Origin of the sequence: Streptomyces sp. NPDC088097 (assembly GCF_044741845.1) — a bacterium.
Taxonomy (GTDB): Bacteria; Actinomycetota; Actinomycetes; order Streptomycetales; family Streptomycetaceae; genus Streptomyces.
The window spans coordinates 531,425-545,290 of the sequence record NZ_JBIUTJ010000004.1 but is presented as its reverse complement, the minus strand read 5'-3'; the positions used below and the strand labels follow the sequence as shown (position 1 = coordinate 545,290).

Annotated in this window: 8 protein-coding genes; 5 read left to right on the top strand and 3 right to left on the bottom strand. The window is 69.7% G+C overall.

All coding sequences use genetic code 11. From position 1 onward, the window contains the following. Nucleotides 1–211 precede the first annotated feature (211 nt). Nucleotides 212–2,110 carry an amidohydrolase gene (locus tag ACIOD1_RS16325; protein WP_401902827.1) on the bottom strand — a complete coding sequence of 633 codons (1,899 nt, stop codon included), beginning with the start codon at nt 2,108–2,110 and terminating at the stop codon, nt 212–214. A gap of 142 nt (nt 2,111–2,252) precedes the next feature. Between ACIOD1_RS16325 and ACIOD1_RS16320 the strand changes: the two genes are divergently transcribed. From ACIOD1_RS16320 to ACIOD1_RS16300, 5 genes are all read left to right on the top strand, one after another. Then, nucleotides 2,253–3,257, top strand: coding sequence for a LacI family DNA-binding transcriptional regulator (locus tag ACIOD1_RS16320; protein ID WP_365616596.1), 1,005 nt, complete (start codon nt 2,253–2,255; stop codon nt 3,255–3,257). 140 nt (nt 3,258–3,397) lie between these two features. Then, nucleotides 3,398–6,127 (top strand): aconitate hydratase AcnA, encoded by a 2,730-nt coding sequence (gene acnA / locus ACIOD1_RS16315; protein WP_365616598.1) that lies wholly within the window; start codon nt 3,398–3,400, stop codon nt 6,125–6,127. Nucleotides 6,128–6,457: 330 nt separating this feature from the next. After that, the gene (gene ngcE, locus ACIOD1_RS16310) at nt 6,458–7,909 is read left to right on the top strand and encodes an N-acetylglucosamine/diacetylchitobiose ABC transporter substrate-binding protein (RefSeq protein WP_365616600.1); all 1,452 of its coding nucleotides are present in this window, start codon (nt 6,458–6,460) and stop codon (nt 7,907–7,909) included. 43 nt (nt 7,910–7,952) lie between these two features. Beyond that, the gene (locus tag ACIOD1_RS16305; protein ID WP_365616602.1) at nt 7,953–8,897 is read left to right on the top strand and encodes a sugar ABC transporter permease; all 945 of its coding nucleotides are present in this window, start codon (nt 7,953–7,955) and stop codon (nt 8,895–8,897) included. A 12-nt stretch (nt 8,898–8,909) separates the two neighbouring features. Beyond that, on the top strand, nt 8,910–9,836 hold the full coding sequence (locus ACIOD1_RS16300) for a carbohydrate ABC transporter permease (RefSeq protein ID WP_401902824.1): 927 nt from the start codon (nt 8,910–8,912) through the stop codon (nt 9,834–9,836). Here the strand turns inward: ACIOD1_RS16300 and ACIOD1_RS16295 are convergent. After that, a complete protein-coding gene (locus ACIOD1_RS16295; RefSeq protein ID WP_401902823.1) occupies nt 9,829–10,566 on the bottom strand; it encodes an MgtC/SapB family protein in 738 nt (245 codons plus the stop codon). The genes ACIOD1_RS16300 and ACIOD1_RS16295 overlap by 8 nt on opposite strands. Nucleotides 10,567–10,582: 16 nt before the next feature. Next, a complete protein-coding gene (gene mgtA, locus ACIOD1_RS16290; protein WP_401902821.1) occupies nt 10,583–13,303 on the bottom strand; it encodes a magnesium-translocating P-type ATPase in 2,721 nt (906 codons plus the stop codon). Nucleotides 13,304–13,866: the final 563 nt, after the last annotated feature.

Sequence of the window (13,866 nt, the reverse complement as noted above, 5' to 3'; positions counted from 1 at the left end):
CGCTCGCGCTGGGCGTGGCAGACGGGTGTTACCCCGCGTCAGGTCACATGTCCGGTTCCGCGCCCGCGTGGTGCGCGACCCGGCGTCCGAGCGGGGCGGTGAGCCGCTCCCGCCCGGGGGTGAAAGGGCCGCCCGCCTCTGCCCGGAGGCGGGCGGCCCGAGGAGATCGCCGCGGCGGTCAACGCCCGGACGGAGCGCCCCGACCGCGACCTCAGTGTCCGCAGGCGGAGTGCCGGCCTCCGTGTACCGCCGTGTACGAGGCCGGGCGCGGACCCGCCGTCGAGCGCGCCGCCCGGGCCGTGGCCGCCCGGCCCGCCGCCGAGCCGGCGTCGTGCACCACGCGCCCGCCGACCAGGGTCATCCGTACGCCCGTGGCGCTGATGTCGGGCACCGGGCAGCGGGCCACGTCACGGTCCAACAGGACCAGGTCCGCGGCCTTGCCCGGCTCGACCGTGCCCGTCAGTCCCTCCTGGCGCAGCTGCCGGGCCGTGCCCGAGGTGTGCATCCGCAGCACCGACTCCCGGCCGAGGCCCTCCAGCTCCCGGTACAGCGGGCCCTCGCCGTCGGCGCCCTGACGGTCGATCGCGGTCCTCAGCTGGTTCCACACCTGAAGGGCGTCCACCGGCCAGTCGGAGCCGCCCGCGAGCCACGCCCCGGCCCGCTCCAGGCTGCGCGCCGGGTACATCCACCGGTGTCGGCGCGGCCCGATGTAGGGCAGCAGCGCCTCCACGGTCCAGGTGTCCCGGGTAGCCCACTGGAGCTGCATGCAGGCCGTGACCCCGAGCTGGGCGAAACGCCGCAGGTCGGAGGGGTCCACCAACTGGAGGTGGGCGACGGCGTTGCGGGCGTCGCGCTGCCCGGTCTCGCGGCGGGCGTACGCGTACCCGTCCAGGGCCGTGCGCACCGCGCGGTCGCCCAGCCCGTGGGCGTGCATCTGCCAGCCGGCCCGGTTGAAGGCCGCCGTCAGCCGGCCGTACTCCGCCGCCGAGGTGTACAGCTCGCCCCGGTTGGCGGTGGGCTTCCCGGCGCCGTCGAGGTAGGGCTCCAGCAGGGCCGCCGTCTGCGCCGGGTACTCGATGACCCCGTCCAGGAACACCTTGGCCGTCCCGAAGCGCAGCCCGCCCACCTCGTCGAACTCCCGCCGCAACCCGCGCGCGTAGGCGAGGGCGGCGGTCGGGTCCCGGGTCAGGGCGACGTCGAGGCGGATCGCGGGAACGATCCGCTGCGGCAGTCGGCCCGCCGCCGACAGGTCCCGGTACAGCTCCAGCTCGTGCCGCCCGACCAGCGCGTCCATCATCGTGGTGACCCCGGACGCCGCCGCCAGTTCCAGCACGGCCGCGCAGGCCGCCACCAGTTCGGCCCGCGAGGGCTCCGGGACGTGCCGCTTCACCAGCTCCTGCGCGTCGTCCTTGAACACGCCCGTCGGGGCCCCGTCCGGGTCCCGGACGATCCTGCCGCCGACCGGGTCGGGGGTGGCCGCCGTGATCCCGGCGATGTCCAGGGCCCGGCGGTTGGCCCAGAGGTTGTGTCCGTCGCCGCCGACGAGGACGACGGGGCGGCGCGTCGGGAGCGCGTCCAGCATCGTGTGGTGCGGGGCGGTGCCCGTCGGCAGCAGCCCGACCGGGTTCCAGTCCTCCACCACCAGCCAGCCGTCCGGCTCCGCGCCCGCCCCGCCGGTGTCGGCGAGGAAGCCGCCCAGGATCTCGCGCAGCTCGGGCAGGGTGGTCTCGGCCCCCGCCAGCGACGGCCGCAGCGACCGCTCCCCGGCACCCAGCGGGTGGACGTGCCCGTCGTGGATCCCGCTCATGACGGTGTTGCCGCCCGCGTCGACGAACTCGGTGTCCCGCCCCGCGTGCCGGCGCACGGCCGCACCCGTGCCCGTGGCCAGGATCCGGCCGTCCCGGCCGACCGCGACGGCGTCCACGGGGGCGCCGCCCGACAGCCCGGTGAACACGCGGGCGTTGTGGAAGACGAGCGCCGCCGGGCCGCCGCGGCCCCGGGCCGGGGCGTAGGAGTCCGCGCTCGCGGTCCCGGTGCCCAGCAGTCCGGCCGCGCCGGCGGCCCCGGCGGCCGTGAGGAGTCCCCGGCGGGACAGGGCGGAAGAGGTCATGGCCACTCCAGAGATAGAGGGGGGAAGGTCGCTACGCCGGACCCTCGGTGGTTAACCCCTTAACCGGAACCCGCCCCCGGCCACGGATTCCGCAGCACCCCGGCCCGTACCCGCGGGGCTCGTACGTCCGTACGATGACCGCGTGCCCGGGACCGGACCGACCATCGCCGACATCGCGCGCGCCGCGGAGGTCTCCACCGCGACCGTTTCCCACGCCCTCAACGGCACCGGCCGGCTCGGCGGCTCCACCCGCCGCCGGGTCCGCGAGGTGGCGGCGGCCCTCGGCTACGGCGCCCGGCGCGGGCCGCGCACCCGCACCCTCGGGGTCGCCGTCACCACCTTCGCCGGATCCCCGTGGGACTTCGTGGGGGTCGCCTACTTCTCCCGGCTGCTGACGGCGGCCACCTCCGCCGCGCACGCCCGGGGCTACGCGCTGACCACCCTGCCGGCCGAGCGCGGCGGGGAGCCGCTGTGGCACACCCTCGCCGTCGACGGGATGCTGCTGCTGGACAGCCCGGCCGGAGACCCGGTGCCCGGGGCGCTGCGGGCGCGCGGCCTGCCCGTGGTCTTCGACGGCCGGCCGACCGATCCCCGGCCCGAGGACGTGTGGGTGGACAACGACCACGTGGCGATGACGCGGGAGGTGCTCGATCACCTCGCGGGCTCCGGGGCCCGGCGCGTCGCGTTGCAGTGCGGTGACGGCCGCGAGTTCTACACGACGGCGGTCACCTCCGCGTACGCGTCCTGGTGCGCCCTACGGGGCCTGGCCCCGCTGGTGATCCCGTTCGACCCCGAGGACCACGCCGGGCACGCCTTCGACGCCTCCTTCGGTGCGGCCGGGGCCCGTCCGGACGCCGTCTACTGCGCCTACGACCCGGGCGGCCGGCAGGCGCTGGCCGCCGCCGCGCGCCACCGGATCCGTACGCCGGAGGAGCTGTTGTTGGTGTGCGCGAGTGAGGATCCCGTGTACGCCGGGGACGAACTCTCCGTGACCACCGTCACGCTGAACCCGGAGCGGATCGCGGTTTGTGCGGTGTCCGCGCTGGTCACGTTGATCGAATCCGGACAAGCGGAATCTCCGGGCAGACAGCTGGTCCCGGCAAGCCTGCGGGTGCGCACCTCGTCCGTCCGGCCGGACATGTACTAGAGTTATCTCGACATCGAGATAACTGCCGAAGGCGCACCGCAGCCGCCCCCGATGGTAAGGGTTACCTAACTTAGCCTTACCTTAAGGGATTGGCCAAGGGGCGTGGCGGCAGGATTGCGGTAAAACGCGCGAATTCATGCATGAAGGAGACTGTCGTGTCGGCGAACAGCTTCGACGCCCGCAGCACGCTGCAGGTGGGCGACGAGTCGTACGAGATCTTCAAGCTGGACAAGGTCGAGGGCTCCGCCCGCCTTCCCTACAGCCTGAAGGTCCTGCTGGAGAACCTGCTCCGTACCGAGGACGGCGCGAACATCACCGCCGACCACATCCGGTCGCTCGGGAACTGGGACTCGCAGGCCCAGCCCAGCGAGGAGATCCAGTTCACGCCGGCTCGCGTGATCATGCAGGACTTCACCGGCGTCCCCTGCGTCGTGGACCTGGCCACCATGCGCGAGGCCGTGAAGGCCCTCGGTGGCGACGCCTCCAAGATCAACCCGCTGGCCCCGGCCGAGCTCGTGATCGACCACTCGGTCATCGCGGACAAGTTCGGCACCCACGAGGCGTTCGCCCAGAACGTCGAGCTGGAGTACGGCCGCAACAAGGAGCGCTACCAGTTCCTGCGCTGGGGCCAGACCGCCTTCGACGAGTTCAAGGTCGTCCCCCCGGGCACCGGCATCGTCCACCAGGTCAACATCGAGCACCTGGCCCGCACGGTCATGGTCCGTGGCGGCCAGGCGTACCCCGACACCCTCGTCGGCACCGACTCGCACACCACCATGGTCAACGGCCTCGGCGTGCTGGGCTGGGGCGTCGGCGGCATCGAGGCCGAGGCCGCGATGCTCGGCCAGCCGGTCTCCATGCTGATCCCGCGCGTCGTCGGCTTCAAGCTGACCGGCGAGCTGCCGGCCGGCACCACGGCCACCGACCTCGTGCTGACCATCACCGAGATGCTCCGCAAGCACGGCGTCGTCGGCAAGTTCGTCGAGTTCTACGGTGAGGGCGTCGCCGCCACCTCGCTGGCGAACCGCGCCACCATCGGCAACATGTCGCCGGAGTTCGGCTCGACCGCCGCGATCTTCCCGATCGACGAGGAGACGCTGAAGTACCTGCGCCTGACGGGCCGCGACGCCCAGCAGGTCGCCCTCGTCGAGGCGTACGCCAAGGCCCAGGGCCTGTGGCTGGACCCGCACGCCGAGCCGGACTTCTCCGAGAGGCTGGAGCTCGACCTCTCCACGGTCGTCCCCTCCATCGCCGGCCCGAAGCGCCCGCAGGACCGCATCGTCCTCGCCAACGCCTCGCAGCAGTTCGCGCTCGACGTGCGCAACTACGTCGAGGACGACGACGAGGCGGGCAAGGAGTCCTTCCCGGCCTCCGACGCCCCGGCCTCCGCCAACGGCGTTCCGAGCCGCCCGACCCAGGTCACCCTGGCCGACGGCACCTCCTTCGAGATCGACCACGGCGCCGTCACCGTCGCCGCGATCACCTCGTGCACCAACACCTCGAACCCCTACGTCATGGTCGCCGCGGCGCTCGTGGCCAAGAAGGCCGTCGAGAAGGGCCTGTCCCGCAAGCCCTGGGTCAAGACCACCCTGGCCCCCGGTTCGAAGGTCGTCACCGACTACTTCGACAAGGCCGGCCTGACCCCGTACCTGGACAAGATGGGCTTCAACCTCGTCGGGTACGGTTGCACGACTTGCATCGGCAACTCCGGTCCGCTGGACGAGGAGATCTCGAAGGCGATCAACGAGCACGACCTCGCGGTCACCTCGGTCCTCTCGGGCAACCGCAACTTCGAGGGTCGCATCAACCCCGACGTCAAGATGAACTACCTGGCCTCCCCGCCGCTGGTCGTCGCGTACGCCATCGCCGGCTCCATGAAGGTGGACGTCACCACCGAGGCCATCGGCATCGACACCGACGGCAAGCCGGTCTACCTCAAGGACATCTGGCCCTCCGAGGCCGAGGTCAACGACGTCGTCGCCAACGCCATCGGCGAGGACATGTTCAACAAGTCCTACCAGGACGTGTTCGCGGGCGACGCCCAGTGGCAGGCGCTGTCGATCCCGACCGGCAACACCTTCGAGTGGGACCCGCAGTCCACCTACGTGCGCAAGCCCCCGTACTTCGAGGGCATGACGATGGAGACCACCCCGGTCTCCGACATCGCCGGCGCGCGCGTGCTGGCGAAGCTGGGCGACTCGGTCACCACCGACCACATCTCCCCGGCCGGCGCCATCAAGGCCGACACCCCGGCCGGCAAGTACCTCACGGAGCACGGCGTCGAGCGCCGCGACTTCAACTCGTACGGTTCCCGCCGCGGCAACCACGAGGTCATGATCCGCGGAACGTTCGCCAACATTCGCCTCCGCAACCAGATCGCCGAGGGCACCGAGGGCGGCTTCACCCGCGACTTCACCGTCGACGGCGCGCCGGTCGCCTTCATCTACGACGCCTCCCAGAACTACCAGGCCGCCGGCATCCCGCTGGTCATCCTGGCGGGCAAGGAGTACGGCTCGGGCTCGTCCCGCGACTGGGCCGCCAAGGGCACCGCGCTGCTCGGCGTCAAGGCCGTCATCGCCGAGTCCTACGAGCGCATCCACCGCTCGAACCTGATCGGCATGGGCGTCCTGCCCCTGCAGTTCCCCGAGGGCGCCACCGCGGCCTCCCTGGGCCTCACCGGCGAGGAGACCTTCGCCTTCACCGGTGTGGAGGAGCTGAACAACGGCACCACCCCGCGCACCGTCAAGGTCACCACCGACACCGGTGTGGACTTCGACGCGGTCGTACGCATCGACACGCCGGGCGAGGCCGACTACTACCGCAACGGCGGCATCATGCAGTACGTCCTGCGGAACCTCATCCGCGGCTAAGGGCGCGCCGGACGGAGCGATCCGTCACCGATCGGCACCATAGGGCCGTATCCCCGACAAGGGGGTACGGCCCTTCCGTTTCCCACGGGGCGCTCTTGGGGAGCGAACCAGGTGACGGGGAGGTCTCAACTCGGAAAAGCTGGGGCCCATCCTTGTGCACGATCTTGCTCAGGCGAGCGGAAGTGGACTATACCTGTGCCCGTCCGGACCACCGCGAGACGAGCGGCCCCGGACCGGGGGAGGGCGGGGACCTGCGGCGTTGTCCGCATGCGCGGCGACTGCCGTGATCCCTTCCTCCTTCACACTCCTTACGAAGGCGAGGACTTGAGCATGGGATCCACCTCCGCCCACGGCGAGAACAGCACCGGTGCGGGCCTCGGCCGCCGGGATCTGATCAAGCGCTCCGCGGCACTCGGCCTGATCGCCGTCCCGACGATGAGCTTCCTGTCCGCCTGCGCCTCCGGCGGTGAGGAGGCGCCCAAGGGCAACGCGTCCAAGGCGGCCACCAGCCCGGAGAACCCCTTCGGGGTCGCCAAGGGCGGCAAGCTCGAAGTCGTGGTCTTCAAGGGCGGCTTCGGCGACGACTACGCCAAGGCCTGGGAAGCGGCCTTCGACAAGAAGTGGGGCACCACCAGCGCCCACCTCGGCACCCAGGAGATCACGGCCAAGCTCCAGCCCCGCTTCAACGGCGGCAACCCGCCGGACGTCGTCGACGACGCCGGTGCCCAGCAGATCAAGCTCGACGTCCTGGCGAAGGGCGGTCAGCTCGCCGACCTCACCGTGATCCTCGACGCCCCCTCGCTCGACGACCCGAAGAAGAAGGTCCGCGACACCCTGATTGCCGGAACGGTCGAACAGGGCACCCAGGGCGGCAAGTTCGTCGCGCTGAACTACGTCTACACCGTCTTCGGCTTCTGGTACTCCGGCAAGCTCTTCAAGGAGAAGGGCTGGACGGCCCCCAAGACCTGGGACGAGTTCCTGGCCGTCTGCACCAAGGCCAAGGAAGCGGGCATCGGCGGCCTCGCCCACCAGGGCAAGTTCCCGTACTACATCAACGTCGTCATCATGGACCTGATCGCCAAGAAGGGCGGTCTGGACGCCATGAAGGCGATCGACAACCTGGAGCCCAACGCCTTCGAGGGCAACGCCGCCGCGCTGGCCGCCGTCGAGGCCGTCTACGAGGTGGTGGAGAAGGGCCTCCTGATGCCGGGCACCAACGGCCTCACCCACACCGAGTCCCAGACCGCCTGGAACCAGTACAAGGCGGCCTTCATCCCCTCCGGCTCCTGGCTGGAGAACGAGCAGCTCAAGCAGACCCCCGAGGACTTCGACATGAAGTTCCTCCCGGTGCCGGTCCTCGCCGACAGCAAGCTTCCCCTCGAAGCCATGCGCGCCGGTGCGGGCGAGCCCTTCATCGTCCCGGAGAAGGCCGCGAACAAGGCCGGAGGCCTGGAGTTCCTGCGCTCGATGCTGTCGCGCGAATGGTCGACCATCTTCGCCCAGCAGGCCAACTCCCTCACCGTCGTCAAGGACGGCGTGGACCCGAACGTCAAGCTGCGCCCCGGCACCCAGTCGGCGGTCGAGGCGCTCAAGGGCGCCGGCGACAACACGTTCAACTACCTGTACACCGAGTGGTACAGCGAGATGGGCACCGAGATCGAGAACGCGTCCAATGAGCTGATGGCCCAGCGCATCCAGCCGAAGGAATGGATCAAGCGGGCCCAGGCTGCGGTAGACAAGGCTGCCAAGGACCCGAACGCCAAGAACAACCACCGCAGCTGACACCGCGTCCACCGGTCACCCGGAACCACCAGGGACGGACACCATGAGCCAAGTAGCCCAGGGGAAAGGGAAGTACGGCTTCATCACCGGCTTCCTCATCGCACCACTCGCGCTGTACCTGACCTTCGTCATCTGGCCGTATATCCAGACGTTCGGATATTCCTTCACCAACTGGACGGGGCAGTCACCGGTCTTCGACTTCGTCGGGCTGGACAACTACTCGGCCCTGATGAAGGACGAGGTCTTTCGCGGCGCGCTGTGGCACAACCTGCTGCTCCTGGTGTTCGTCCCGGTGATCACCATCCTGCTGGCCCTCTTCTTCGCCTTCATGGTGAACGCGGGAGGGCGCAGCGGGGCCGGTGGAGTGCAGGGCGTCGCCGGGTCGCGGGTCTACAAGATCGTCTACTTCTTCCCGCAGGTCCTCTCCCTCGCGATCCTGGCGGTGCTCTTCGGCGCCGTCTACCGCAGTGACGAGGGCGGCCTGCTCAACGGCTTCCTCGTCAAGCTCGGCGCGATCGACGCGCAGCACCCCATCGAATGGCTCAACGAGCCCTCGTTCGTCATGTGGTGCCTGCTGTTCGTGGTCGTCTGGTCCGGGGTCGGCTTCTACCTCGTCCTGTTCTCCGCGGCCATGCAGTCCGTCCCCAAGGACATCTACGAAGCCGCGCTGCTGGACGGCGCCGGCCGGGCCCAGACCTTCTTCAAGGTCACCCTGCCCCTGCTGTGGGACTCCGTGCAGACCGCCGCGGTCTACCTCGGCATCGCCGCGATGGACATGTTCGTCCTGGTCTCGACGATGACCTCCGGGCAGTTCGGCGGTGGCCCCGACCACCACAGCGAGGTCATGGCCACGGTTCTGATGCGCAACTTCCTCTACTTCGGCAAGAGCGGTTACGCCTGCGCCATGGGCGTGGTCATGCTCGTCCTGACCATGATCCTCTCCATCATCACGCTGCGCGCCACCCGCCGCGAGCGCATCGAGTACTGAGCGGGAGACACCATGACCACAGTGACCAAGGTTTCGGGCGAGGCGACCGCGAAGCCCTCGGGCGGACCGGTGAAGGTCAAGAAGCGGAAGGCGAGCGGCTCCGAGGGCAAGGTCCTCAACGTCTTCTCGCACGGCTTCCTCGCCCTCTGGGCGATAATGATCATCCTGCCGCTGATCTGGCTCGCCCTCGGTGCCTTCAAGACCGACGCGCAGATCGGCGGATCGGCCCTCAGCTGGCCGTCCAACTGGCACTTCGACGCCTTCGCGCGCGCCTGGACCAAGGGCATCGGCGGCTACTTCGCCCACACCCTGATCGTGTTGGTGTTCTCGGTCCCGCTGACCATGCTGTTCGGGTCGATGGCGGCGTACGTACTGGCCCGGTACCCCTTCAAGGGGAACCGGCTCTTCTACTACTTCTTCGTCAGCGGCGCGATGTTCCCGGTGTTCCTCGCGCTCGTCCCGCTGTTCTTCATGGTCAAGCGCTTCGACATGCTGAACACCTATCAGGGGCTGATCCTGGTCTACATCGCGTACTCGATGCCCTTCACCATCTTCTTCATGCACTCGTTCTTCCGGACGCTGCCGACCGCCATCCACGAGGCGGCCGTGATCGACGGGGCCTCCGACACCCGGATCTTCTTCCAGGTGATGCTGCCGATGGCCAAGCCCGGCCTGATCAGCGTCGGAATATTCAATGTCCTGGGGCAGTGGAACCAGTACATCCTGCCCGCGGTGCTCATGCAGCCGCAGTCCAGCACGGATCCCGAGCGCTACATGCTCACCCAGGGCCTGATCCAGCTGCAGCAGCAGATGGGGTACGCCTCGGACCTGCCGGTGCTGTTCGCCGGCGCCACCATCGCGATCATCCCGATGCTGGTGGTCTACCTGTCCTTCCAGCGCCAGATCCAGGCCGGGCTCACCTCGGCCACCCTCAAGTAGGTCGCAGGTCCCGGGGATCCGGGACCACCGACCAGCCGACCGCCGACACCGAAGGGTCGAGCGAGAGGTTGCTGACCGCCTCCTCCAAGGCCCGGCCCTGGGTCCCCTCGGCGGTCAGCAGCGCCGAGACCGTCACCCGGCCGGGCACCGGGCCGTCCTGGCTGCGGATCTCACGGAGCTGGTAGCCGGGGCGGCCGAGCGCGTCGACCAGCCGGTGGCGGATGTGGGCCTCCTCCGCCTCCAGGCAGACCGCCTCGAAGTGGTAGTCGACGGCCACCTCGGCCCCCCCGCGCGGCTCGCGGTCGAGCCGCCGGCCCAGCGGGCGCAGCAGGAGGTTGGCCCCCACCACGCCCACCGTGCCGAGGGCGGCCAGGACGAACAGGCCCACCCCGGCCAGGCAGCCCACGGCCGCCGAACACCACAGCGTCGCCGCCGTGTTCAGACCTCGAACGCTGAGGCCGTCCCGCATGATCACCCCGGCGCCGAGGAAGCCGATCCCCGAGACGATCTGGGCGGCGACCCGCGAGCCGTCGTAGTTCACCTCGGAGACCGTGCTCAGGAACCCGTACTGCGAGAGCAGCACGAACAGCGCGGCCCCGCCCGCCACCAGGGCGTTCGTACGCAGCCCCGCGAGGCGGGCCCGCCATTGCCGCTCCAGGCCGATGACCGCCCCGAAACCGAGCGCGGCGGCCAGGTGCCCGGCCATCTCCCATTCGTTCGGCAGCGTCATCGCTCCGCCTCCTCCCTTAGAGCCAGGTGCCGAAGCGGCGGATGTACCAGGTCTTCACGAGCTGCGTGAGCGTGCAGTACGCGAGCAGCACGCCGACCAGCCACGGGAAGTAGCCCGCGGGCAGGGCGACGAAGCCGAGCGAGGCGGCCAGCGGGGAGAAGGGGAGCCAGAGCCCGGCCAGTACCGCGAGGACCGTCATCACCATCACCGGCCAGGAGGCGCGGGACTGGATGAAGGGGATCTTCCGGGTGCGGATCATGTGGACGATCAGGGTCTGCGAGAGCAGGCCCTCGACGAACCAGCCGGACTGGAAGAGCGCCTGGTGCGCTTCGCTGTTCGCGCCGAAGACGTTCCACATGATCAGGAACATCGAGATGTCGAAGATCGAGCTGACGGGTCCGATCGTCACCATGAAGCGGAAGATGCCCTTGGCGTCCCAGTTGCGGGGCTTGCGCAGGTACTCCTCGTCCATCCGGTCCCACGGGGTGGCCAGCTGGGAGATGTCGTAGACCAGGTTCTGCACCAGCAGCATGATCGCGAGCATCGGCTGGAAGGGGATGAAGGCGCTCGCCACCAGCACCGAGAAGACGTTGCCGAAGTTCGAGGAGGCCGTCATCTTGATGTACTTGATGGTGTTGCCGAAGGTGGTCCGGCCCTGGACCACACCCTGTTCGAGGACGGTGAGGTCCTTCTCCAGGAGGATGATGTCGGCGGACTCCTTGGCGATGTCGACGGCCGTGTCGACGGAGATGCCGACGTCGGCGTCGCGCAGCGCGGCGGCGTCGTTGATGCCGTCCCCGAGGAAGCCGACGGTGTGGCCCCCGGCCTGCAGGGCCCGGACGATCCGGGCCTTCTGGACCGGGTTGACCTTCGCGAAGACGGTCGTACGGGCGGCCGCCGCGCGCAGCTCCGTGTCGTCGAGGGTGTCCACCCCGGCGCCCGAGACCACGTGCCCGACCGCGATGCCGACGTCCGAGCAGACCCGGGCGGCGACCAGTTCGTTGTCGCCGGTGACGACCTTGACGGCGATGCCCTTGTCGGCGAGGCCGCGCAGGGCGGCCGCGGCGGAGGCCTTCGGCGGGTCGAGGAAGGCGAGGAACCCGACCAGGGTCAGTCCGTCCTCGTCGGCGACGGCGTAGGTGTCGCGCGGGGCGGCGATCCGACGGGTGGCGACGGCCAGCACCCGCAGGCCGCGCCGGTTGTTCTCCTCGGCGATCCGGGTGACGTGCGTGCGCAGTTCCCCGGTCAGCTCCACCTTCTCGCCGCGGTCCGTCAGGTGGGTGCACAGGTCCAGGACCTCTTCGACGGCGCCCTTGGTGATCATGACGTGCTCGGCACGGCCGGGGCCGCCGACCACGCCGTTGCGGTTGAGGACCACGGACATCCGGCGCCGGGCGAAGTCGAAGGGGATCTCGTCGACCATCGAGAACCGTGCGTCGACGACAACCTCCTCGGCCTCGTCGACGCGGTCGATGACCGCCTGGTCCATGAGGTTCTTCAGGCCCGTCTGGAAGTGGGCGTTGAGGTAGCCGTACTCCAGGACCTCGTTGTCGTCGTCGCCGTGCACGTCCAGGTAGCGGTCCAGGACGATCCGGTCCTCGGTGAGGGTGCCGGTCTTGTCCGTGCAGAGCACGTCCATCGCGCCCAGGTTCTGGATCGCGTTGAGCCGCTTGACGACGACCTTGCGCTTGGACATGGCCACCGCGCCGCGTGCCAGGTTGGCGGAGACGACCATCGGCAGCATCTCGGGCGTCAGGCCGACGGCGACGGCGATACCGAAGAGGAAGGCCTCGTTCCAGTCGCCTTTGGTGAAGCCGTTGATCATGAAGACGATCGGGACCATGACCAGCATGAAGCGGATCAGCAGGAAGCTGACCTTGCGCACGCCGGTGTCGAAGTTGGTCTGCGGGCGCTCGCCGACCAGCGAGCCGGCCATGGAGCCGAAGTAGGTGTCGGCGCCGGTGGCGACCACCACGCCGGTGGCGGTGCCGGAGGTGACCGAGGTTCCCATCAGGCAGAGGTTGTCGGCCTCGACCGGGTCGGTGGTGGTGTGCTGGCCGAGGTCCTCGGCGCGCGAGTCGGCCTTGGCCACGGGCAGGGACTCGCCGGACAGGGCGGCCTGGCCGACCATCAGGTCCTTGGCGGTGAGCAGCCGCAGGTCGGCGGGGATCAGGTCGCCCGCCGCGAGCTTGACGAGGTCGCCCGGGACCACCTGGTCCATGGGCACCTCGAAGGTGGTCGGCCCGGAGCCGGAACCGGCCCGGCGCTGGACCGCGCAGGTGGTGGTGACGAGCTTCTTGAGGGCGTCGGCGGCGCGGCCCGAGCGGAACTCCTGCCAGAACCGCAGCAGTCCGCTGATCCCGACCATCACGGAGAGGATGACGACGCCCGGGTCGGCCGGGTCCTGCCAGAACATGACGGCGGCCAGGAAGACCAGCACCCCGATGAAGGGGTTGCAGTACGCCGTGGCGAGCTGGACGTACCATCGCGGGGCGCGCTCCTTGGCCACCGCGTTGGCGCCGTGACGCTCCAGGCGCAGGGAGGCTTCGGTGTGGGTGAGGCCGTTGCGGGAGGTGTCTACCTCTTGGAGGACCTGTACGACCGGGCGCGCGCTGACGGCTGCGAGACGGTCGGCGACGCGTCGGGTGCCGGCCTCCAGTTCGGCGGCCTTGCGGTCGCGACGGGAGCGGCCCGGCGGCGCGAGCTTCGTGGGGGTGCGAGGGGTGAGCATGGTCATGACGAATACCTCCCTCCACGGTGTCCGGACGGCGCGCGGCCGAGCGGTCACGTGGAGTGATCATGGGTCGGCGCGGCAGGGCACGGAAGGCCTCGGGACGCACCGATGGGCATGGATGACGCAGCCCCGTCACGAAGTGCAGGGCATGCGGAAGGAATGAAAAGATGCACGGAGAGGCGCGTGGTGAAGCGCTGCCGTGCGCACTCGGGGCAGGTCAGCTGTTCAACGGGTCAGCTGACGCGAGCGCTGCGAGGACTTCGATCGGGACTCATTCCCGAACACCTCCTTGCGTAGCGCTGTCAACGAAGGGCGCCCGGTCCGGCCGGAAAGGCCGCAGAGGATCGGCGCCTCAGCGACCGTAGCACGATCGAGAGGGGGCACTGTTCCTCCTTTTGGTCAGAGGTGTCCCATTCGTGCTGCGTCAGCCTCTTGACGTCTGGAGGGCCAAAGGCTCGACTTAAGGTTCACAAGTTGGAGAGACGCCGGGGTCTCGGAGCGTGGGCGACCGCGTATGCGCGACGACCGGCTCGGGGGGCGACGGCTTGCCGTCGCTTATGGGCAGG

Excerpts from the sequence above, each read along its gene's own strand:
- mgtA (WP_401902821.1), bottom strand. The coding sequence starts at position 13,303 with ATGACCATGCTCACCCCTCGCACCCCCACGAAGCTCGCGCCGCCGGGC.
- ACIOD1_RS16300 (WP_401902824.1), top strand. The coding sequence starts at position 8,910 with ATGACCACAGTGACCAAGGTTTCGGGCGAGGCGACCGCGAAGCCCTCG.
- ACIOD1_RS16295 (WP_401902823.1), bottom strand. The coding sequence starts at position 10,566 with ATGACGCTGCCGAACGAATGGGAGATGGCCGGGCACCTGGCCGCCGCG.
- ACIOD1_RS16325 (WP_401902827.1), bottom strand. The coding sequence starts at position 2,110 with ATGACCTCTTCCGCCCTGTCCCGCCGGGGACTCCTCACGGCCGCCGGG.
- ngcE (WP_365616600.1), top strand. The coding sequence starts at position 6,458 with ATGGGATCCACCTCCGCCCACGGCGAGAACAGCACCGGTGCGGGCCTC.
- ACIOD1_RS16305 (WP_365616602.1), top strand. The coding sequence starts at position 7,953 with ATGAGCCAAGTAGCCCAGGGGAAAGGGAAGTACGGCTTCATCACCGGC.
- acnA (WP_365616598.1), top strand. The coding sequence starts at position 3,398 with ATGAAGGAGACTGTCGTGTCGGCGAACAGCTTCGACGCCCGCAGCACG.